Source organism: Pseudomonas sp. GM25 (assembly GCF_000282255.1).
GTDB classification, from domain to species: Bacteria; Pseudomonadota; Gammaproteobacteria; order Pseudomonadales; family Pseudomonadaceae; genus Aquipseudomonas; species Aquipseudomonas aphyarum.
Genome location: NZ_AKJQ01000034.1, coordinates 1 through 19,736, shown reverse-complemented (window position 1 = coordinate 19,736; position 19,736 = coordinate 1). Strand labels below are relative to the sequence as shown.

Below are 19,736 nucleotides of genomic sequence, written 5' to 3'. Positions count from 1 at the left end.
GCTTCAACGTTACAGCACCCGGACGGCTGGTCGAATGCCGTCGTGCTTACAGGCGGAACTCGTGACCCAGATAGACTTCCTTCACCAGATCGTTGGCGAGGATGGTCGCGGAGTCGCCTTCGGCGATCAACTGGCCGTCGTTGACGATGTAGGCGGTTTCGCAGATATCCAGCGTCTCACGGACGTTGTGGTCGGTGATCAGTACGCCGATGCCCTTGGCCTTGAGGTGATGGATGATCTGCTTGATGTCGCCCACGGAGATCGGGTCGACACCGGCGAACGGTTCGTCGAGCAGGATGAACTTCGGTGCCGTGGCCAGTGCGCGGGCGATTTCCACGCGGCGGCGCTCACCACCGGACAGGCTCATGCCGAGGTTGTCGCGGATGTGGCTGATGTGGAATTCCTGCAGCAGGCTTTCCAGCTCCTTGCGTCGGCCGGCCTTGTCGAGCTCCTGACGGGTCTCGAGGATGGCCATGATGTTGTCGGCAACCGAAAGTTTGCGGAAGATCGACGCTTCTTGCGGCAGATAGCCGATACCGGCCTTGGCGCGACCGTGCATCGGCTGGTGGCTGACGTCCAGGTCGTCGATCAGTACGCGACCCTGATCGGCCTGGACCAGGCCTACGATCATGTAGAAGCAGGTGGTCTTGCCGGCGCCGTTCGGGCCGAGCAGGCCAACGATCTGACCGCTGTCGATCGACAGGCTGACGTCGCGCACGACCTGGCGGCTTTTATAGGCCTTGGCCAGGTGCTGAGCTTTCAGAGTTGCCATTACTGGGTTTTCTCGTCGGTTTTCTTCTTCGGCTGGATCACCATGTCGATGCGCGGACGCGCTTCGGTGACCTTGCTGCCAGTGGCTCGACCGGCGCTGGCCAGTTTCTTCACCGTGTCATAGACGATTTTCTCGCCCTGAGTGGTGTTGTTGTCCTTGTCGACGACTTTTGCCTTGTCGATCAATACAACGCGGTTTTGCGCCGCGTGATACTGAATGGTCACACCCCAGCCCTGAACGGGTTTGGTGTCGCCAGCAGTCTGCAACTGTTCGAAGTAGGCGAGGTTGCCCACCGAAGTCACGACGTCGATGTCGCCGTTAGGCGCACGGGTCATGGTCACGGTGTTGCCTTTGACGATCATCGAACCCTGGGTGATGATCACGTCGCCTTTGTAGGTGGCAACGCCGTTCTTGTCGTCCAGCTGGGCATCGTCGGCCTGAATGCGGATTGGCTGCTCTTGATCGTTCGGCAGAGCCCAGGCGCTCACGCTTCCCAGTGCTGCGCCCAGACTGAGCAAAATAGGGAGGGTTTTAACGAGCCTCATACTGTCCTCTTACGTTCGATAGCAGGTGTATCCTGCTTTCCTTCAAATACGCTTTCATTCCTACGCCAGTCGATACACCGCCAGCGCCGTCGATTCTAACGGGTTGCTGGGTCTGCGCATATTGCTGCTGCGGGAACACCGTCATGCGAGTGGAGGTGATCAGGGTGTCGCGGTTCTTTTCGTCGGTGCGCTTGACGCGTACCGAGTCGATCAGCTCGACCTCGGTGCCGCCGGAGTTCACTTCACCGCGCTCGCTGGTCACGTGCCATGGGAAATCGGTGCCACGGAACATGTTCAGATCGGGTTTGGTGACCAGTGTAATGTCGGTCGCCTTGACGTGCTCAGCCTTGTCGGACGTCATTTCGTATTGCACTTTGCCGTCTTCGAGGTACTGGATCGTGTGGGTATTGGTCGCATACCAGTCGATCGGGCTTTCCTCTGCCGAAACCGGAGGCTTGTCGAGGAAGCGTTCCGGGCTGATGTTCCAGTAGCCGACCGCACCGAAAATCGCTGCGATGCAACCGAACAGCAGGATGTTGCGAAACTTTTTGCTAAACATGGTTGGACTCACAGGTACGCGTTGTTGGCGGCGTCGAGGCTGCCTTGGGCGCGCAGGATCAGTTCGCAGAATTCTCGGGCGGCACCTTCGCCGCCACGGGCCTGGGTCACGCCATGAGCGTGCTCGCGCACAAAGGCGGCGGCGTTGGCTACGGCCATGCCCAGCCCCACACGGCGGATCACCGGCAGATCCGGCAGGTCGTCACCGAGGTAAGCCACTTGTTCATAGCTTAGGCCCAGTTGCTCCAGAAGGCCGTCGAGAACGACGAGTTTGTCTTCGCGGCCCTGAAACAGGTGCGGGATCCCCAGGTTTTTTGCCCGACGCTCGACCACCGGGGTCTTGCGACCGCTGATGATGGCGGTCTGGACGCCGGCGTTCATCAGCATCTTGATGCCCTGGCCATCGAGTGTATTGAAAGTCTTGAACTCGCTGCCGTCTTCAAGGAAGTACAGGCGCCCGTCGGTGAGGACGCCGTCGACGTCGAAAACCGCCAGTTTGATGGCTTTGCCGCGTTGCAGCAGATCGTTGCTCATTTACATCACTCCTGCGCGCAGCAGGTCGGAGAGGTTGAAGGCGCCGACCGGGCGATCTTCTTCATCCACGACAACCAGTGCGTTGATTCGGTGGTCTTCCATGATTTTCAGGGCTTCGGCAGCGAGCATTTCGGCGCGGGCGGTCTTGCCGTGCACGGTCATCACCTGGTCGATGGTGGCGCTGTGGATATCGATGCTGCGATCCAGGGTGCGGCGCAGGTCGCCGTCAGTGAAGATTCCGGCCAGTTTGCCGTCCGCTTCAAGAATGACGGTCATGCCCAGACCCTTGCGGGTCATCTCCATCAACGCGTCCTTGAGCAGGGTGCCGCGCTGTACCTGCGGCAGTTCCTGGCCGGCGTGCATGACATTTTCCACTTTCAGCAGCAGGCGTCGGCCCAATGCGCCGCCCGGGTGGGAAAAGGCGAAGTCTTCGGCGGTGAAACCGCGCGCTTCCAGCAGCGCCACGGCCAGAGCGTCGCCCATGACCAGCGCGGCGGTGGTCGAAGAGGTCGGTGCCAGGTTCAGCGGGCAGGCTTCGTGCTCGACGTGAACGTTGAGATTGACCTCGGCGGCCTTGGCCAACGGCGATTGCGGGTTGCCGGTGACGCTGATCAGCTGGATGCCCAGGCGCTTGATCAGTGGCAGCAGGGTGACGATTTCGTTGGTGGAACCGGAGTTCGACAGGGCCAGAATCACGTCGTCACGGGTGATCATACCCATGTCGCCGTGGCTGGCCTCGGCCGGATGCACGAAAAACGCCGGGGTGCCGGTGCTGGCCAGGGTCGCGGCAATCTTGTTGCCGATGTGCCCGGACTTGCCCATGCCGACTACGACAACACGGCCCTTGCTGGCCAGAATCATCTCGCAAGCGCGTACGAAATCGGCGTCGATATGGGGCAACAAGCCTTGTACGGCTTCCACTTCGAGGCGGATGGTGCGTTGTGCCGATTGAATCAGGTCGCTGGTTTGGCTCATGTCAGAAATCGTATAGCCCGATGAAAAGGCGGCGATTATAGCGGTTATGTTGAAAAGCCTCACGCAAGTTCGTCGTGCTTTGTCATTCCTCGTTACCAAAACTCTGTAAATAAGGCTTCAAGCCCTTCAGCTCGCCGAATGCGGACCGGTGCAGGCCTTGGGCGCTTGCCCTTTGCAGTGATATAGTTCGCCGCCAGTTCGGCCTGCCCGGGATGTAGGGGCTTTCTTCCAGGAAGCCAGGCGTCCGAGTGAGAGGCTGCATCGCAAGGAGTTTAGATGAGTGCCGATAACGCCTACGCGGTCGAGCTGAAGGGAGTCTCCTTCAAGCGCGGTGCGCGGAGCATTTTCAATAACGTCGATATCCGCATCCCGCGCGGCAAGGTCACCGGCATCATGGGGCCTTCCGGGTGTGGCAAGACCACGCTGTTGCGCCTGATGGGCGCCCAGTTGCGGCCATCCAAGGGCGAGGTCTGGGTCAACGGCCAGAACCTGCCGAAGCTGTCGCGCAGCGATCTGTTCGATGCGCGCAAGCACATGGGCGTACTGTTTCAGAGCGGTGCGCTGTTCACCGATCTCGATGTGTTCGAGAACGTCGCCTTTCCGCTGCGCGTTCATACCGACCTGCCGGACGAGATGATCCGCGACATCGTGCTGCTCAAATTGCAGGCGGTGGGGCTGCGCGGTGCGATCGAACTGATGCCCGACGAGCTCTCCGGCGGCATGAAACGCCGTGTCGCACTGGCCCGGGCCATTGCCCTCGATCCGCAGATCCTCATGTACGACGAACCGTTCGTCGGCCAGGATCCGATCGCCATGGGCGTTCTGGTTCGCCTGATCCGTCTGCTCAACGATGCCCTGGGGATTACCAGCATCGTGGTCTCCCACGACCTAGCCGAAACCGCGAGCATCGCCGACTACATCTATGTGGTCGGTGATGGCCAGGTATTGGGGCAGGGCACGCCGGACGAACTGATGAGCTCGGACGATCCGCGTATCCGCCAGTTCATGACCGGTGAACCCGACGGCCCGGTGCCGTATCACTTTCCAGCGCCGGATTACCGCGCCGATCTTCTGGGGAAGCGCCGCTGATGCGCAGAATTACATTAATGGAGCGTGTGCGTCGTTTCGGTCTCGCCGGAATCGACAGCGTCGCAGTGTTCGGGCGCTCGACCCTGTTCCTGTTTCATGCCTTGCTCGGGCGTGGTGGCATCGGCGGCGGTTTTGGCCTGCTGGTCAAGCAGCTGCATTCCGTCGGCGTGATGTCGCTGGTGATCATCGTGGTGTCCGGGATCTTCATCGGCATGGTGCTGGCGCTCCAGGGCTTCAACATCCTTTCGAGCTATGGCTCGGAGCAGGCTGTCGGCCAGATGGTGGCACTGACCCTGTTGCGTGAGCTGGGGCCGGTGGTGACTGCGCTGCTGTTCGCCGGGCGTGCAGGTTCGGCGCTGACGGCGGAAATCGGCAACATGAAATCCACCGAACAGTTGTCCAGCCTGGAAATGATCGGGGTCGACCCGCTCAAGTACATCATTGCCCCGCGTCTGTGGGCCGGCTTCATTTCCCTGCCGGTGCTGGCGATGATCTTCAGCGTGGTCGGCATCTGGGGTGGTTCGTGGGTCGCCGTCGACTGGCTGGGCGTCTACGAAGGTTCCTACTGGTCGAACATGCAGAACAGCGTGAGCTTCGGTGACGATGTGCTCAACGGCATCATCAAAAGTGCAGTATTCGCTTTTGTCGTCACCTGGATCGCCGTATTTCAAGGCTATGACTGCGAACCCACTTCCGAGGGGATCAGCCGTGCCACCACCAAGACCGTGGTTTACGCCTCGCTGGCAGTACTCGGCCTGGACTTTATTCTGACCGCTTTGATGTTTGGAGATTTCTGATGCAAAACCGCACCCTGGAAATCGGTGTCGGCCTGTTCCTGCTGGCAGGGATCCTGGCCTTGTTGCTGCTCGCCCTGCGGGTCAGTGGCCTGTCTCCGACTTCGACCACCGATACCTACAAGCTTTACGCCTATTTCGACAATATCGCCGGTTTGACGGTCAGAGCCAAAGTGACCATGGCGGGTGTGACCATCGGCAAGGTCACCGCGATCGATCTGGACCGCGACAGCTTCACCGGTCGGGTGACCCTGCAAGTGGATAAAAGCGTCGACAACCTGCCGACCGACTCCACAGCATCTATCCTGACAGCGGGTCTGCTGGGCGAGAAATACATCGGTATCAGCGTGGGCGGGGAAGACACCCGCCTGAAGGATGGTGGAACCATCCACGACACACAGTCGTCTCTGGTACTGGAAGACCTGATCGGTAAATTCCTGCTCAATACCGTTAGCAAAGACGCCAAATGAGGAGCTTTTGAATGATCTCTACCTTGCGACGTGGCCTGTTGGTGTTGCTTGCGGCACTGCCGCTGGTGGCCAATGCCGTGGCGGCGCCTTCGGCGCATGACCTGGTTCAGGACACCACCAACCGGATGCTGGCTGATCTGGCTGCCAACAAAGAGAAGTACAAGCAGGATCCGGCTGACTTCTACACCGCGTTGAACACCATCGTCGGGCCGGTCGTGGATGCCGAGGGTATTTCCAAGAGCATCATGACGGTCAAGTATTCGCGCAAGGCAACCCCGGCGCAGATGAAGACCTTCGAGGAAAACTTCAAGCGCGGCCTGTTCCAGTTCTACGGCAATGCGCTGCTCGAGTACAACAACCAGGGCATCACCGTTGATGCGCCCAAGGATGAGTCGGGCGACCGCACCAGCGTCGGCATGACCGTCAAGGGCAACAACGGCGCGATCTATCCGGTGTCGTACACCCTGGAGAAGATCAACGGTGAGTGGAAACTGCGTAACGTGATCATCAACGGCATCAACATCGGCAAACTGTTCCGTGACCAGTTCGCCGACGCCATGCAGCGCAATGGCAACGACCTGGACAAGACCATCAACGGCTGGGCCGGTGAAGTCGCCAAGGCCAAGCAGTCGGCCGAGCAGAACGAGAAGCCTGCCCAATGACCGAGTCGGCCATTCGTCTGGACGAAGCCAGCGAGCTGCAGCTCAGTGGCGTGCTGGATTACCGTACCGGCCCTGATCTGCGCGAGCAGGGCCGGGCGCTGATCAAGTCGTGCAATGCCCCGGCATTGGTGATCGATTGCTCGGCGGTGGAGAAGTCCAGCAGCGTCGGTCTGTCGTTGCTGCTGTGCTTCATTCGCGATGCAAAGGCCGCCGGCAAGGCGGTCAGCATCCGCGGGATGCCCGAAGACATGCGCGAAATTGCTCAGGTCAGCGAACTGACCGAGCTGTTGGCGCAACCCTGAACCCGCATCTATAGAGAAGCCCCCCGTCAGAGTCCTGCGCAGCGGGGTTCGCAGGCGCGGGGCTTTTTTGTATGATGTCCGACCCGTGCGCACAGGGCGCCGATTGAGGTTGAGCATGCAGGCCGTAGAAGTGAAGAGCTTCCTTGAAGGAAAGCTGCCAGGAACGCAGGTGGAAGTTGAAGGCGAAGGCTGCAACTTTCAGCTGAACGTGATTAGTGATGAACTGGCGGCGTTGAGCCCGGTCAAGCGTCAGCAAAGCATCTATGCCCATTTGAACCCTTGGATCGCCGATGGCAGCATCCACGCGGTCACTATGAAATTTTTCAGCAGCGCGGCCTGGGCCGAGCGAACCTGAGCCCTAGGGCGTCGAGATTTTTATGGATAAATTGATTATTACCGGTGGCGCTCGTCTTGATGGCGAGATCCGCATCTCCGGGGCGAAGAACTCCGCCCTGCCGATCCTGGCCGCCACCCTGCTGTGCGATGGCCCGGTTACCGTTGGCAACCTGCCCCACCTGCACGACATCACCACCATGATCGAGCTGTTCGGTCGCATGGGCATCGAGCCTGTGATCGACGAGAAGCTCAGCGTCGAAATCGACCCGCGCACCATCAAGACCCTGATCGCTCCGTACGAACTGGTGAAAACCATGCGTGCGTCGATCCTGGTGCTGGGCCCGATGGTCGCGCGTTTCGGTGAAGCCGAAGTCGCACTGCCTGGCGGTTGCGCCATCGGTTCGCGTCCGGTCGACCTGCACATCCGTGGCCTGGAAGCCATGGGCGCGGTCATCGACGTCGAAGGCGGCTACATCAAGGCCAAGGCCCCTGAAGGCGGCCTGCGCGGCGCGCACTTCTTCTTCGATACCGTCAGCGTGACCGGTACCGAAAACATCATGATGGCTGCCGCTCTGGCCAAGGGCCGCAGCGTGTTGCAGAACGCCGCTCGCGAACCTGAAGTGGTCGACCTGGCGAACTTCCTCAACGCCATGGGCGCCAAGGTGTCCGGTGCCGGCACCGACACCATCACCATCGACGGTGTCGAGCGTCTGGGTTCGGCTTTCTACAAAGTCATGCCTGACCGCATCGAAACCGGCACCTACCTGGTGGCCGCTGCGGTTACCGGTGGCCGTGTGAAGGTCAAGGACACCGATCCGACCATTCTCGAAGCCGTTCTGGAAAAACTCCGTGAAGCCGGCGCAGAAATCACCTGTGGTGAGGACTGGATCGAGCTGAACATGCACGGCAAACGCCCGAAAGCGGTCAACGTGCGCACTGCGCCGTACCCGGCGTTCCCGACCGACATGCAGGCGCAGTTCATCTCGCTCAACGCCATTGCCGAAGGCACTGGCGCGGTCATCGAGACGATCTTCGAAAACCGCTTCATGCACGTGTACGAACTGCACCGCATGGGCGCACACATCCAGGTCGAAGGCAACACCGCCATCGTGACCGGCATCGAAACACTCAAGGGCGCGCCAGTGATGGCAACCGACCTGCGTGCTTCGGCGAGCCTGGTGATTTCGGCGCTGGTGGCACAGGGCGATACCCTGATCGACCGCATCTACCACATCGACCGTGGTTACGAGTGCATCGAGGAAAAACTGCAGATGCTGGGCGCCAAGATCCGTCGCGTTCCGGGCTGATCGCTGCATCTGGACACAGGGAAGTGTCCGTTGAATTCGTTTTGATCGGGGGTGGCAACGCCCTCGAAGTATGTCCGGCGCCGATTGCGACCGGACATGAGTACCTTGATAAGGACTGACGTTTCCCATGTTGACCATCGCACTGTCCAAGGGCCGCATCCTTGACGACACCCTGCCGCTTCTCGCCGAAGCGGGCATCGTGCCGACCGAGAATCCGGACAAGAGCCGCAAGCTGATCATCCCCACGACCCAGGAAGACGTTCGCCTGTTGATCGTGCGGGCCACCGACGTGCCGACCTATGTCGAGCATGGCGCGGCTGACCTCGGCGTTGCCGGTAAAGACGTGCTGATGGAATACACAGGCCAGGGCCTGTACGAGCCGCTGGATCTGCAGATTGCCCAGTGCAAGCTGATGACCGCCGGCAAGGTCGGCGCGGTCGAGCCCAAGGGCCGCCTGCGCGTCGCCACCAAATTCGTCAACGTCGCCAAGCGTTACTACGCCGAGCAGGGCCGTCAGGTCGACATCATCAAGCTGTATGGCTCGATGGAGCTGGCACCGCTGATCGGTCTGGCCGACAAGATCATCGACGTGGTCGACACCGGTAACACCCTGCGTGCCAACGGTCTGGAACCCCAGGAACTGATCGCCACGATCAGCTCGCGTCTGGTGGTCAACAAGGCTTCGATGAAAATGCAACACGCCCGAATCCAGGCGTTGATCGACACCCTGCGCAAGGCAGTGGAGTCTCGACACCGCGGCTGATGTACCTGCGCGACGTTAAGTCGCGCCCGTCTATCCGCCTCATAGCCAGAATCTCAGGTGCCCAAGCGGAAACGACTGCTAAGTTAGGGCGCCTGAGTTTTTGCCATTCCTATGAGGCTCTCGCTATGACCGCACCGACTGCAATTCGCCGACTCAACGCTGCTGACCCGGATTTCGCGCATCATCTGGATCATCTGCTGAGCTGGGAAAGTGTGTCTGACGACTCGGTCAATCAGCGGGTGCTGGACATCATCAAGGCTGTGCGCGAGCGCGGTGACGCGGCACTGGTCGAGTTCACCCAGAAATTCGACGGCCTCGAAGTCGCTTCGATGGCGGACCTGATCCTGCCGCGCGAGCGTCTGGAGCTGGCCCTGACCCGCATCACTGTCCCACAACGCGAAGCGCTGGAAAAAGCCGCCGCCCGCGTGCGCAGCTATCACGAGAAACAGAAGCAGGACTCCTGGAGTTACACCGAAGCCGATGGCACGGTGCTGGGCCAGAAAGTCACGCCACTGGATCGCGCCGGTCTGTACGTGCCGGGCGGCAAGGCGTCGTACCCGTCGTCGGTGTTGATGAACGCGATTCCGGCCAAGGTCGCCGGCGTGACCGAAGTGGTCATGGTGGTGCCGACCCCGCGCGGTGAAGTCAACGAGCTGGTGCTGGCGGCGGCGTGCATCGCCGGCGTCGACCGCGTTTTCACCATCGGTGGTGCACAAGCCGTTGCCGCATTGGCCTATGGCACCGAAAGCGTGCCGCAGGTGGACAAGGTCGTCGGCCCGGGCAACATCTATGTCGCCACTGCCAAACGTCACGTATTCGGTCAGGTCGGCATCGACATGATCGCCGGCCCGTCGGAAATCCTCGTGGTGTGCGACGGCCAGACCGATCCGGACTGGATCGCCATGGACCTGTTCTCCCAGGCCGAACACGACGAAGACGCCCAGGCGATTCTGGTCAGCCCGGACGCCGAATTCCTCGACAAGGTCGCCGCGAGCATCGACAAACTGCTGCCGACCATGGATCGCGCGACCATCATCGAAACCTCGATCAACGGCCGTGGTGCCCTGATCCACGTGCGCGACATGGCCCAGGCCATCGAAGTCGCCAACCGCATCGCGCCGGAACACCTTGAGCTGTCGGTCGCCGACCCGCAGGCCTGGCTGCCGCAGATCCGCCACGCCGGCGCGATCTTCATGGGCCGCCACACCTCCGAAGCGCTGGGCGACTACTGCGCAGGTCCGAACCACGTGTTGCCGACGTCCGGCACCGCGCGTTTCTCTTCGCCGCTGGGCGTGTATGACTTCCAGAAACGTTCGTCGATCATCTTCTGCTCCGAGGCCGGTGCTTCCGAGCTGGGTAAGACCGCATCGATCCTGGCCCGTGGCGAATCGCTGAGCGCCCACGCGCGCAGCGCCGAATACCGCATCAAAGACGAAGTGAAGGGGAACTGAACATGAGTAAATTCTGGAGCCCGTTCGTCAAGGATCTGGTGCCGTACGTGCCGGGCGAGCAGCCGAAGCTGACCCGTCTGGTCAAACTCAACACCAACGAAAACCCGTACGGTCCGTCGCCAAAAGCCCTGGCGGCGATGCAGACCGAACTCAACGACAACCTGCGCCTGTACCCGGATCCGAACAGTGACCTGTTGAAGAACGCCGTCGCCAAGTATTACGGCGTACAAAACAATCAAGTGTTCCTCGGCAACGGTTCGGACGAAGTGCTGGCGCACATCTTCCACGGTCTGCTGCAACACGATCAGCCGATCCTGTTCCCGGACATCAGCTACAGCTTCTATCCGGTCTACTGCGGCCTCTACGGCATCGATTTCGATGCGGTGCCGCTGGATGCGCAGTTCCAGATCAACCCGGCGGACTACGCCAAGCCGAACGGCGGGATCATCTTCCCTAACCCGAACGCACCGACCGGTTGCCTGCTGGCACTGGAAGCGGTCGAGCAGATCCTCAAGGCCAGCCCGGATTCGGTGGTGGTGGTCGACGAGGCCTACATCGACTTCGGCGGCGAAACGGCGATCAGCCTGGTGGACCGTTATCCGAACCTGCTGGTGACCCAGACCCTGTCCAAGTCCCGTTCGCTGGCGGGCCTGCGGGTCGGTCTGGCGGTCGGCCATCCGGACCTGATCGAGGCGCTGGAGCGGATCAAGAACAGCTTCAACTCCTACCCGATCGATCGCATGGCGAATGTCGGCGCGGCGGCGGCGTTCGAAGATCGCGAGTACTTCGACAAGACCTGCGCACTGGTGATCGAGAGTCGCGAGTGGGTGGTTGCACAGTTGCAGGCCAAGGGCTTCGAAGTGCTGCCGTCGGCCGCGAACTTCATCTTCGCCCGGCATCCGCAACACGATGCGGCAGGGCTGGCAGCCAAACTGCGTGAGCAGGGTGTGATCGTGCGCCACTTCAAGCAGGAGCGGATTGCCCAGTTCCTGCGGATATCGATCGGTACGCCGGAGCAGAATCAGGCGTTGATCGACGGTCTGGGCGAACTCTGAAACGACACTGATCCCTGTGGGTTTCGTCCCGCAGGGATCAGCGTTGGTTTATTCGTGATGCGGTTCGCCCAGGAACGTCAACGAACTGAACAACCCTCTGCTGCTCACTTCTGAACTGTCCTTCACCGGCACTTCCACCTGCGCCGCAATCACATTCAATCCCTCATTACGCACCAGCACCTGCGCGCGGCCTTCCTTGTCGGTTTCAGTGCTCAAGGTATTCGGCGCGCTGCGGTAGTCACCGATCAACTTCACGCCCGCGGCCGGTTTGCCATCCAGCAACACACGCACCGGCAATGATTTCCCCGGCCCGACGGTCAGCGGATCGACCTCCGGCAAAATCAGCAATTTGATCTGATCCAGTTTGGGCAGCTTCGCTCCCGGCTGATAAATCGCCAGGCTGTACTTGAGTGTCTCGGTCGACTCGATGGCGCCCGGGACTTTGCTGCGCCCCTCGTTGATCCATTTCTTGTCGGCGGTTTGCGACCACATGCCGTTGTTCAGGGCCACGGCCAACACCGCCGGCGGTTTCAACGGTTGCAGGCGGGCGTGATCCGCCAGGCGCTGCACACTGACGGGAATCATCTTGCCGCTCGCGTCAAAGGCCCACGCCCCGCTGATTTTCTGCGGTTTGAACGCATTGTCCTCGGCACCGTGCCCGTAGACGACTTCGATATTGCCGCGTCGTTGTTCGGTCCACAAACCATGGGCCGAGGCGTGTGTGGCGAACAGCGCGGCGATGAGCAGCAGGGATTTGCCGTATTGCATGGTGGCGTCCTTTTACAGGTTGAGTGTCAGGCTGACCGTGAAATTGCGCGGCTCGCCGGGGTTGACCCAGTAGTTGCTGTACGAGCGCTCGTAATACTTTTCGTCGAACAGGTTGTTCAGATTCAGGCCGAGAGTGACGGTGTCGCTGGCTTTGTAATGGGCCAGCAGGTCGACGGTGTGATAGGCCGGCAGCTCGAAATCGCTGCCGGACTCACCTGAGCGGTCACCGACGTAGGTGAACGCCGCGCCGATATCCGAGCCGCGCAAGCGGCCGTCCTGAAACTCGTAGACACCCAGCAGGCTGCCGCTGCGTTTGGCCACCCCGAGGATGCGGCTACCGGCAGGAATCGCGGCATCACCCTTGGTGACTTCGGCGTCGATCCAGGCGAATGCGCCGATCACCCTGACGGCGTCGGTGACTTGCCCGGTGACTTGCAGATCGAAACCCCGGCTGCGGGCCTTGCCCATGGCGCGGCTGGTGTCGGTGCCCGGGTCTAGGGCGAGGACGTTTTCCTTGTCGATATGGAAGAAGGCGAGGGTGCTGCTTAAACGGTCGTCGAACAGCTCGTTCTTGATGCCGATTTCGTAACCCACACCTTCCTCCGGATCGAAGGATTTGCCAGCCGCATCGAGGCCGTTGTTCGGTTTGAATGAGGTCGAGGCGTTGGCGAACAGGCCGGTGTCCGGTGTCAGTTGATAGAGCAGGCCGGCACGTTGAGTGAGCGCATCGTGGGTCTGGCGGCTGGTGGTGTTGCGGCTGTGGTCATCGATGTTTTGCTCAAAGTGCTCGAAGCGTGCTCCGATCATCCCGCGCAGTTTTTCGCTGAAGACAACTTGATCCTGCAGGTTCAGCGCATGGCTTTCGACGTGTTCGAAGAAGTCTGTGCCGGAGCGTGCGCCGTTGGGTTTGGACTGGCCGTACACCGGGTTATAGATATCGATGGCGTAAGGTCCGCCGGCGATGGTGGTGACGCGCTCGTTCTTGCGGAAGTTCTCGTACTCGCTGCCGATCAGCAGTTCGTGCTGCCAGGTGCCGACGTCGAACAGACCGCGCAGTTCCAGCTGGGTGATGCTGTCGTGCCAGTTGGTATCGCGCTCGCGATAGCGGCGGTTGATTGTGTGGCCATCGGCATTCAAAGGACGGTTTTCGGAGGCGAATCCCCACAGTTTGCCTTCCTTGTAATGGCTGGCCAGGCGCAGTTTCCAGGCATCGTTGAGGTGGTGCTCAAGCGTGGCTTGCAGTCTGTTGTTGTGGTTGTCGATGTTGCCGTCGTTCGGCTCACCCAGGAATGTCGAGCGCGAGACACCGCTCCATTTATTGTTTGGCGCAACGATGCCGCGGTCGAAAGTCGAGCTATGACGCACGAATTCGCTCTCCACCAGCAGGCTGGTGTCCGGGTTCAACTGCCAACTGAAAGAGGGGGCGACGAAGACGCGTTTGCTGTCGACGTGATCGCGAAAGCTGTTGTTGTCCTCGACCGCGAGGTTGATTCGCGACAGCACATCACCCTGATCATCCAGCGGCGTGTTGACGTCCAGCGCGGTGCGATAACGATCCCAACTGCCGGCACTGGTTTGCAGGGTAGTGAACGCTTCGGGCTGCGGTTTCTTGGTGACGATGTTGACCGTGCCACCCGGATCGCCTCGGCCGTACAGGCTGGCGGCCGGTCCTTTGAGCACTTCGATGCGCTCGATGTTGGCGGCGTCGGGTGTGCTCGGGTAACCACGGTTGGCGCTGAAGCCGTCCTGGTAAAACTCGGAGGTGGTGAAGCCGCGCACGCTGTATTCGTAAAGCGTCAGGCCGCCGAAGTTGTTTTGCTTCGACACGCCACCGGCGAAATCCAGCGCACGTTCGACGCTGGTGCTGCCCAGATCCTTGAGTACGCTGGCGGGCACCACGCTGATGGCCTGCGGAATATCGCGGATTGCGGTGTCGGTTTTGGTGGCGCTGGACGAGCGCGTGGCGCGGTAGCCATTGACCGGGCCAGTAGGGGATTCGTAATCGGAGGTGACGCTGATGGCGTCGAGTTCGAGCGTTTGCGGTTCATCGGCAAACACGGGATCGCCAAGCAGGCCAAGGGTCAGGCCGAGGAGGGAGGCCTTTTTTCGAGACGACATGTTATGTTGTTCCAATGTGCTAATTGAAACAATATAACATGCCTGTTGAGAATGTCTGTTATTCGCGCCAATGACGCGAACAAAGTCTTACTCTTCTTTTTCCTTCACCGGCGCTGGCGGCGGACGCAAGCCGATTTCAGCGGTCAGCTTCAACTCCTTGCCATTGCGCATCACCTGAATCGTGACTTTGTCGGTCGGCTTGATTCGCGCCACCTGGTTCATCGACTTGCGACCATCACCGGCCGGTTCGCCGTCGATGCTCAGGATCACGTCGCCCAGTTGCAGGCCGGCCTTCTGCGCCGGGCCGTCGCGGAAAATCCCCGCCACCACGATTCCCGGACGCCCGGACAGGCCAAACGACTCGGCCAGTTCCTGGGTCAGCGGTTGCACTTCAATGCCCAGCCAGCCGCGAATGACCTGACCGTGCTCGATGATCGACTTCATTACTTCCATCGCCAGTTTCACCGGGATCGCGAAGCCGATGCCTTGCGAGCCGCCGGATTTGGAGAAGATCGCGGTGTTGATGCCGGTGAGGTTGCCGTTGGCGTCGACCAGCGCACCGCCGGAGTTGCCCGGGTTGATCGCCGCGTCGGTCTGGATGAAGTCTTCGTAGTTGTTCAGGCCCAGCTGGTTGCGGCCGGTGGCGCTGATGATGCCCATGGTAACGGTCTGGCCGACGCCGAACGGGTTGCCGATGGCCAGGGCGACGTCGCCGATGCGGATGTTGTCGGAACGGCCGACGGTGATCGACGGCAGGGTTTTCAGGTCGATCTTCAGGACCGCGAGGTCGGTTTCCGGGTCGCTGCCGATCACCCGGGCCAGGGTTTCGCGACCGTCCTTGAGCGCCACGACGATCTGGTCGGCGCCGCTGGTGACGTGGTTGTTGGTCAGGATGTAGCCTTCCGGGCTCATGATCACGCCGGAGCCGAGGCTCGATTCCATGCGTTTCTGTTTCGGCGAGTTGTCACCGAAGAAGCGACGGAACTGCGGGTCTTCGAACAGCGGATGGCTTGGCTTGTTGATGACTTTGGTGGTGTAGAGGTTCACCACCGACGGCGCGGCGATGGTCACCGCGTCGGCATAGGACACCGGCCCCTGCTGCACGCTGGTGGTCTGCGGGGCCTGTTGCAGGTTGACGTCGAGGCTCGGAAGCCCGACCCACTGCGGGTAACGCTGAATAATCAACAGAGCGATAAGCACGCCGGCCAACAGCGGCCAGCCGAAAAAACGCAGCGCCTTGAGCATTAAGCACGTCCTGGAAAAGTTGCAGGCGGGGTCAGACCGCCCATAATGTCGCGCATTATACGAGGCCGCGCGTGCCTCTGAACGGGATATTTAGGAGTCTTTCATGGCCGTCGCCCTGAGCACCCTGGTCGAAGAAGCCGACCGTTACCTTGGCAGTGCGAAAATTGCCGATTATTGCCCCAACGGCCTGCAGGTCGAAGGCCGTCCGCAGGTGATGCGCATCGTCAGCGGCGTCACCGCCAGCCAGGCGTTGCTCGATGCCGCCGTCGAGGCCGAAGCCGATCTGGTGCTCGTACATCACGGCTACTTCTGGAAGGGCGAGAACCCGTGCATTACCGGCATGAAGCAGCGCCGTCTGAAGACGCTGCTCAAGCACGACATCAGTCTGCTCGGTTATCACCTGCCGCTGGATCTGCACCCGGATGTCGGCAATAACGTGCAACTGGCCCGTCAGCTGGACATCACTGTCGAAGGGCCGCTGGATCCGGACAACCTGAAGATCGTCGGTCTGGTCGGTTCGCTGAGCGAGCCGATGACCCCGCGTGACTTCGCCCGCAAAGTGCAGGAAGTCATGGGCCGCGAGCCGCTGCTGGTCGAAGGCAGCGCGATGATCCGTCGGGTCGGCTGGTGCACCGGTGGCGGGCAGGGTTACATCGACAACGCCATCACGGCCGGTGTCGATCTGTTCCTCAGCGGCGAAGCCTCCGAGCAGACGTTCCACAGCGCCCGTGAAAACGACATCAGCTTCATCGCCGCCGGCCACCACGCCACCGAGCGCTACGGCGTGCAGGCGCTGGGCGACTATCTGGCGAAGCGTTTTGCCCTCGAGCACATCTTCATCGACTGCCCGAATCCGATCTGACTTTTCCCTGAAAGCACCCGAACGGGCGGGCATATTCATATACCCTTTCGATCTAGTTGGCGTCCTGATTAGAAGAGGTCGCTGTGCTAGGATTCCTCGCTCGAACACGGCCCGCTGGCCGTTCATAAGAAAGCTTTCGTGAGTAGCCATGGTCGACAAACTGACGCATCTGAAACAGCTGGAGGCGGAAAGCATCCACATCATCCGCGAGGTGGCCGCCGAGTTCGACAACCCGGTGATGCTGTACTCCATCGGTAAAGACTCCGCCGTGATGCTGCATCTGGCACGCAAGGCGTTCTTCCCGGGCAAACTGCCGTTTCCGGTGATGCACGTCGACACCCGCTGGAAATTCCAGGAGATGTACAAGTTCCGCGACAAGATGGTCGAAGAGCTTGGCCTGGACCTGATCACCCACGTCAACCCGGATGGCGTTGCGCAGGGCATCAACCCGTTCACCCACGGCAGCGCCAAGCACACCGACATCATGAAGACCGAGGGCCTGAAGCAGGCGCTCGACAAGCATGGTTTCGACGCCGCTTTCGGCGGTGCCCGTCGCGATGAAGAGAAGTCCCGCGCCAAGGAGCGCGTCTACTCGTTCCGTGACAGCAAACACCGCTGGGACCCGAAGAACCAGCGTCCGGAGCTGTGGAACGTCTACAACGGCAAGGTCAACAAGGGCGAATCCATTCGTGTGTTCCCGTTGTCGAACTGGACCGAGCTGGACATCTGGCAGTACATCTACCTCGAAGGTATCCCGATCGTACCGCTGTACTTCGCGGCAGAGCGCGAAGTGATCGAGAAGAACGGCACGCTGATCATGATCGACGACGAGCGCATCCTCGAGCACCTGTCCGACGAGGACAAGGCGCGCATCGTCAAAAAGAAAGTGCGTTTCCGTACCCTTGGCTGCTACCCGTTGACGGGCGCGGTGGAGTCCGAGGCCGAAAGCCTGACGGACATCATTCAGGAAATGCTCCTGACGCGAACTTCCGAGCGCCAGGGCCGGGTCATCGACCACGATGGCGCAGGCTCGATGGAAGACAAGAAACGTCAGGGTTATTTCTAAGGGGTTGTCATGTCGCACGCATCTGATTTGATCAGCGAGGACATCCTCGCCTACCTGGGCCAGCACGAACGTAAAGAGCTGCTGCGCTTTTTGACCTGCGGTAACGTCGATGACGGCAAGAGCACCCTGATCGGGCGTCTGCTGCATGACTCGAAGATGATCTACGAAGATCACCTCGAAGCCATCACCCGCGATTCGAAGAAAGTCGGCACCACCGGTGACGACATCGACCTGGCATTGCTGGTCGACGGCCTGCAGGCCGAGCGCGAGCAGGGCATCACCATCGATGTCGCCTACCGCTATTTCTCCACCGCCAAGCGCAAATTCATCATCGCCGACACCCCCGGCCATGAGCAGTACACCCGCAACATGGCCACCGGTGCGTCCACCTGTGACCTGGCGATCATCCTGGTCGACGCCCGTTACGGCGTACAAACCCAGACCCGTCGCCACAGCTTTATCGCATCCCTGCTGGGCATCAAGCACATCGTTGTCGCTATCAACAAGATGGACCTCAAAGGCTTCGATCAGGGCGTGTTCGAGTCGATCAAAGCCGACTACCTGAAGTTCGCCGAAGGCTTGAAGATGAAGCCGACGAGCATGCACTTCGTGCCGATGTCCGCTCTGAAGGGCGACAACGTGGTGAACAAGTCCGAGCGCTCGCCGTGGTACACCGGCCAGTCGCTGATGGAAATTCTCGAGACCGTGGAAGTGGCGGGCGACCGCAACTTCACCGATCTGCGTTTCCCGGTGCAGTACGTCAACCGTCCGAACCTGAACTTCCGCGGTTTCGCCGGCACCCTGGCCAGCGGCATCGTCAAGAAGGGCGACGAAGTCGTGGTCCTGCCGTCAGGCAAGAGCAGCCGCGTGAAATCCATCGTCACCTTCGAAGGTGAGCTGGAACACGCAGGCCCGGGTCAGGCGGTAACGCTGACCATGGAAGACGAAATCGACATCTCCCGTGGCGATCTGCTGGTCCACGCCGACAACGTTCCGCCGGTGACCGACAGCTTCGAAGCGATGCTGGTGTGGATGGCTGAAGAGCCGATGCTGCCGGGCAAGAAATACGACATCAAACGCGCCACCAGTTACGTGCCGGGCTCCATTGCCAGCATCGTCAACAAGGTCGACGTCAACACCCTCGAAGAAGGCCCGGCGAGCGCGTTGCAGCTCAACGAAATCGGCAAGGTGAAGATCGCGCTCGACGCGCCGATCGCCCTCGACGGTTACGAAAGCAACCGCACCACTGGCGCGTTCATCGTCATTGACCGTTTGACCAACGGCACCGTCGGCGCCGGCATGATCGTCGCTCAGCCGGTGACCCATGGTACGGCTACGCACCACGGCAAGCTGGCCCATGTAGCGACCGAAGAACGCGCTCAGCGTTTCGGTCAGCAACCGGCTACCGTGCTGTTCAGCGGCCTGTCCGGCGCGGGCAAGAGCACCTTGGCGTATGCGGTCGAGCGCAAGCTGTTCGATCTGGGGCGTGCGGTGTTCGTGCTTGATGGCCAGAATCTGCGTCATGACCTCAACAAGGGGCTGCCGCAGGATCGCGCGGGTCGCACCGAGAACTGGCGTCGTGCCGCGCATGTGGCGCGTCAGTTCAACGAAGCCGGTCTGCTGACGCTTGCGGCGTTTGTGGCGCCGAGTGCTGAAGGTCGTGAGCAGGCGAAGGATCTGATTGGCAAGGAGCGTTTGCTGACGGTTTATGTTCAGGCTTCGCCGACTGTGTGTGCCGAGCGTGATCCGCAAGGGTTGTATGCTGCGGGTGGCGATAATATTCCGGGTGAGTCGTTCCCGTATGACGTGCCGCTGGATGCTGATCTTGTGATCGACACTCAATCGTTGTCGCTGGATGAAAGTGTGAAGCAGGTGTTGGAGCTGTTGCGTAAGCGTGGCGCGATTTAAGCGTTAGCTGCTGATAAAAGGCCCGCCGGTGAGTGATCATCGGCGGGTTTTTTTGTTGTGTGAATATCCGTTTTTTCGGGTGTTGCGGATTATGGTTCCGCCCTTACGGCGGGTCACTTTGGCAAACGCCCCAAAGTAACCAAAGGTCTGGGCCCC

At 60.6% G+C, this 19,736-nt stretch carries 21 protein-coding genes; 13 read left to right on the top strand and 8 right to left on the bottom strand.

The window, feature by feature from the left end:
• Positions 1-46 precede the first annotated feature (46 nt).
• Genes lptB through PMI24_RS10395 form a run of 5 tightly spaced genes read right to left on the bottom strand, consistent with a single transcriptional unit; the run spans position 47 to position 3,384 of the window.
• Positions 47-772 carry an LPS export ABC transporter ATP-binding protein gene (lptB, locus tag PMI24_RS10415; protein ID WP_007953572.1) on the bottom strand — a complete coding sequence of 242 codons (726 nt, stop codon included), beginning with the start codon at positions 770-772 and terminating at the stop codon, positions 47-49.
• Positions 772-1,317, bottom strand: coding sequence for a lipopolysaccharide transport periplasmic protein LptA (lptA, locus tag PMI24_RS10410; protein ID WP_007953570.1), 546 nt, complete (start codon positions 1,315-1,317; stop codon positions 772-774). Before lptA ends, lptB begins: the two co-directional genes overlap by 1 nt.
• The gene (gene lptC / locus PMI24_RS10405; protein ID WP_007953568.1) at positions 1,304-1,876 is read right to left on the bottom strand and encodes an LPS export ABC transporter periplasmic protein LptC; all 573 of its coding nucleotides are present in this window, start codon (positions 1,874-1,876) and stop codon (positions 1,304-1,306) included. Before lptC ends, lptA begins: the two co-directional genes overlap by 14 nt.
• Before the next feature lie 8 nt (positions 1,877-1,884).
• The gene (locus PMI24_RS10400; protein WP_007953567.1) at positions 1,885-2,409 is read right to left on the bottom strand and encodes a KdsC family phosphatase; all 525 of its coding nucleotides are present in this window, start codon (positions 2,407-2,409) and stop codon (positions 1,885-1,887) included.
• Positions 2,410-3,384, bottom strand: coding sequence for a KpsF/GutQ family sugar-phosphate isomerase (locus PMI24_RS10395; RefSeq protein ID WP_007953565.1), 975 nt, complete (start codon positions 3,382-3,384; stop codon positions 2,410-2,412).
• Positions 3,385-3,660: 276 nt separating this feature from the next.
• Here PMI24_RS10395 and PMI24_RS10390 point away from each other — a divergent pair, with 276 nt between their 5' ends.
• The 10 genes from PMI24_RS10390 (at position 3,661) to hisC (ending at position 11,613) form a co-directional block, all read left to right on the top strand.
• Positions 3,661-4,473, top strand: a complete 813-nt coding sequence (locus PMI24_RS10390) for an ATP-binding cassette domain-containing protein (RefSeq protein WP_007953564.1) — start codon at positions 3,661-3,663, stop codon at positions 4,471-4,473.
• The gene (mlaE, locus tag PMI24_RS10385; protein WP_007953561.1) at positions 4,473-5,270 is read left to right on the top strand and encodes a lipid asymmetry maintenance ABC transporter permease subunit MlaE; all 798 of its coding nucleotides are present in this window, start codon (positions 4,473-4,475) and stop codon (positions 5,268-5,270) included. Before PMI24_RS10390 ends, mlaE begins: the two co-directional genes overlap by 1 nt.
• Positions 5,270-5,737, top strand: a complete 468-nt coding sequence (gene mlaD, locus PMI24_RS10380; RefSeq protein WP_007953559.1) for an outer membrane lipid asymmetry maintenance protein MlaD — start codon at positions 5,270-5,272, stop codon at positions 5,735-5,737. The genes mlaE and mlaD overlap by 1 nt, the downstream gene beginning before the upstream one ends.
• An 11-nt stretch (positions 5,738-5,748) precedes the next feature.
• Complete coding sequence (locus tag PMI24_RS10375; protein ID WP_007953558.1) at positions 5,749-6,399, top strand: MlaC/ttg2D family ABC transporter substrate-binding protein; 651 nt, start codon at positions 5,749-5,751, stop codon at positions 6,397-6,399.
• The gene (locus tag PMI24_RS10370; RefSeq protein ID WP_007953557.1) at positions 6,396-6,701 is read left to right on the top strand and encodes an STAS domain-containing protein; all 306 of its coding nucleotides are present in this window, start codon (positions 6,396-6,398) and stop codon (positions 6,699-6,701) included. Before PMI24_RS10375 ends, PMI24_RS10370 begins: the two co-directional genes overlap by 4 nt.
• 115 nt (positions 6,702-6,816) lie before the next feature.
• Positions 6,817-7,056, top strand: a complete 240-nt coding sequence (locus PMI24_RS10365) for a BolA family protein (protein WP_007953556.1) — start codon at positions 6,817-6,819, stop codon at positions 7,054-7,056.
• 22 nt (positions 7,057-7,078) lie between these two features.
• Positions 7,079-8,344 carry a UDP-N-acetylglucosamine 1-carboxyvinyltransferase gene (gene murA, locus PMI24_RS10360; protein ID WP_007953555.1) on the top strand — a complete coding sequence of 422 codons (1,266 nt, stop codon included), beginning with the start codon at positions 7,079-7,081 and terminating at the stop codon, positions 8,342-8,344.
• Between the two features lie 127 nt (positions 8,345-8,471).
• Positions 8,472-9,107 (top strand): ATP phosphoribosyltransferase, encoded by a 636-nt coding sequence (gene hisG / locus PMI24_RS10355; RefSeq protein ID WP_007953554.1) that lies wholly within the window; start codon positions 8,472-8,474, stop codon positions 9,105-9,107.
• Positions 9,108-9,232: 125 nt separating this feature from the next.
• Complete coding sequence (hisD, locus tag PMI24_RS10350; RefSeq protein ID WP_007953552.1) at positions 9,233-10,558, top strand: histidinol dehydrogenase; 1,326 nt, start codon at positions 9,233-9,235, stop codon at positions 10,556-10,558.
• 2 nt (positions 10,559-10,560) lie between these two features.
• On the top strand, positions 10,561-11,613 hold the full coding sequence (gene hisC / locus PMI24_RS10345; protein ID WP_007953551.1) for a histidinol-phosphate transaminase: 1,053 nt from the start codon (positions 10,561-10,563) through the stop codon (positions 11,611-11,613).
• A gap of 48 nt (positions 11,614-11,661) precedes the next feature.
• Here the strand turns inward: hisC and PMI24_RS10340 are convergent, their stop codons facing one another.
• From PMI24_RS10340 to algW, 3 genes are all read right to left on the bottom strand, one after another.
• The gene (locus PMI24_RS10340; protein ID WP_007953550.1) at positions 11,662-12,381 is read right to left on the bottom strand and encodes a DUF4198 domain-containing protein; all 720 of its coding nucleotides are present in this window, start codon (positions 12,379-12,381) and stop codon (positions 11,662-11,664) included.
• A 12-nt stretch (positions 12,382-12,393) separates the two neighbouring features.
• Positions 12,394-14,499, bottom strand: a complete 2,106-nt coding sequence (locus PMI24_RS10335; protein WP_007953549.1) for a TonB-dependent siderophore receptor — start codon at positions 14,497-14,499, stop codon at positions 12,394-12,396.
• Between the two features lie 87 nt (positions 14,500-14,586).
• On the bottom strand, positions 14,587-15,744 hold the full coding sequence (gene algW / locus PMI24_RS10330) for a Do family serine endopeptidase AlgW (RefSeq protein WP_007953548.1): 1,158 nt from the start codon (positions 15,742-15,744) through the stop codon (positions 14,587-14,589).
• 103 nt (positions 15,745-15,847) lie between these two features.
• Here algW and PMI24_RS10325 point away from each other — a divergent pair, with 103 nt between their 5' ends.
• From PMI24_RS10325 to cysN, 3 genes are all read left to right on the top strand, one after another.
• Positions 15,848-16,606, top strand: coding sequence for a Nif3-like dinuclear metal center hexameric protein (locus PMI24_RS10325; RefSeq protein ID WP_007953547.1), 759 nt, complete (start codon positions 15,848-15,850; stop codon positions 16,604-16,606).
• A gap of 148 nt (positions 16,607-16,754) precedes the next feature.
• A complete protein-coding gene (gene cysD / locus PMI24_RS10320) occupies positions 16,755-17,672 on the top strand; it encodes a sulfate adenylyltransferase subunit CysD (protein ID WP_007953546.1) in 918 nt (305 codons plus the stop codon).
• 9 nt (positions 17,673-17,681) lie between these two features.
• Positions 17,682-19,580 carry a sulfate adenylyltransferase subunit CysN gene (gene cysN / locus PMI24_RS10315; RefSeq protein WP_007953545.1) on the top strand — a complete coding sequence of 633 codons (1,899 nt, stop codon included), beginning with the start codon at positions 17,682-17,684 and terminating at the stop codon, positions 19,578-19,580.
• The last annotated feature ends 156 nt before the right edge of the window (positions 19,581-19,736 follow it).

Bases quoted from the DNA above. Each gene is read 5' to 3' on its own strand.
- PMI24_RS10335 (WP_007953549.1), bottom strand. From the start codon at position 14,499: ATGTCGTCTCGAAAAAAGGCCTCCCTCCTCGGCCTGACCCTTGGCCTG.
- PMI24_RS10395 (WP_007953565.1), bottom strand. From the start codon at position 3,384: ATGAGCCAAACCAGCGACCTGATTCAATCGGCACAACGCACCATCCGC.
- cysD (WP_007953546.1), top strand. From the start codon at position 16,755: ATGGTCGACAAACTGACGCATCTGAAACAGCTGGAGGCGGAAAGCATC.
- PMI24_RS10375 (WP_007953558.1), top strand. From the start codon at position 5,749: ATGATCTCTACCTTGCGACGTGGCCTGTTGGTGTTGCTTGCGGCACTG.
- lptC (WP_007953568.1), bottom strand. From the start codon at position 1,876: ATGTTTAGCAAAAAGTTTCGCAACATCCTGCTGTTCGGTTGCATCGCA.
- algW (WP_007953548.1), bottom strand. From the start codon at position 15,744: ATGCTCAAGGCGCTGCGTTTTTTCGGCTGGCCGCTGTTGGCCGGCGTG.
- cysN (WP_007953545.1), top strand. From the start codon at position 17,682: ATGTCGCACGCATCTGATTTGATCAGCGAGGACATCCTCGCCTACCTG.
- lptA (WP_007953570.1), bottom strand. From the start codon at position 1,317: ATGAGGCTCGTTAAAACCCTCCCTATTTTGCTCAGTCTGGGCGCAGCA.
- hisC (WP_007953551.1), top strand. From the start codon at position 10,561: ATGAGTAAATTCTGGAGCCCGTTCGTCAAGGATCTGGTGCCGTACGTG.
- hisG (WP_007953554.1), top strand. From the start codon at position 8,472: ATGTTGACCATCGCACTGTCCAAGGGCCGCATCCTTGACGACACCCTG.
- mlaD (WP_007953559.1), top strand. From the start codon at position 5,270: ATGCAAAACCGCACCCTGGAAATCGGTGTCGGCCTGTTCCTGCTGGCA.
- PMI24_RS10390 (WP_007953564.1), top strand. From the start codon at position 3,661: ATGAGTGCCGATAACGCCTACGCGGTCGAGCTGAAGGGAGTCTCCTTC.
- PMI24_RS10325 (WP_007953547.1), top strand. From the start codon at position 15,848: ATGGCCGTCGCCCTGAGCACCCTGGTCGAAGAAGCCGACCGTTACCTT.
- PMI24_RS10340 (WP_007953550.1), bottom strand. From the start codon at position 12,381: ATGCAATACGGCAAATCCCTGCTGCTCATCGCCGCGCTGTTCGCCACA.
- PMI24_RS10370 (WP_007953557.1), top strand. From the start codon at position 6,396: ATGACCGAGTCGGCCATTCGTCTGGACGAAGCCAGCGAGCTGCAGCTC.
- PMI24_RS10400 (WP_007953567.1), bottom strand. From the start codon at position 2,409: ATGAGCAACGATCTGCTGCAACGCGGCAAAGCCATCAAACTGGCGGTT.
- lptB (WP_007953572.1), bottom strand. From the start codon at position 772: ATGGCAACTCTGAAAGCTCAGCACCTGGCCAAGGCCTATAAAAGCCGC.
- PMI24_RS10365 (WP_007953556.1), top strand. From the start codon at position 6,817: ATGCAGGCCGTAGAAGTGAAGAGCTTCCTTGAAGGAAAGCTGCCAGGA.
- murA (WP_007953555.1), top strand. From the start codon at position 7,079: ATGGATAAATTGATTATTACCGGTGGCGCTCGTCTTGATGGCGAGATC.
- hisD (WP_007953552.1), top strand. From the start codon at position 9,233: ATGACCGCACCGACTGCAATTCGCCGACTCAACGCTGCTGACCCGGAT.
- mlaE (WP_007953561.1), top strand. From the start codon at position 4,473: ATGCGCAGAATTACATTAATGGAGCGTGTGCGTCGTTTCGGTCTCGCC.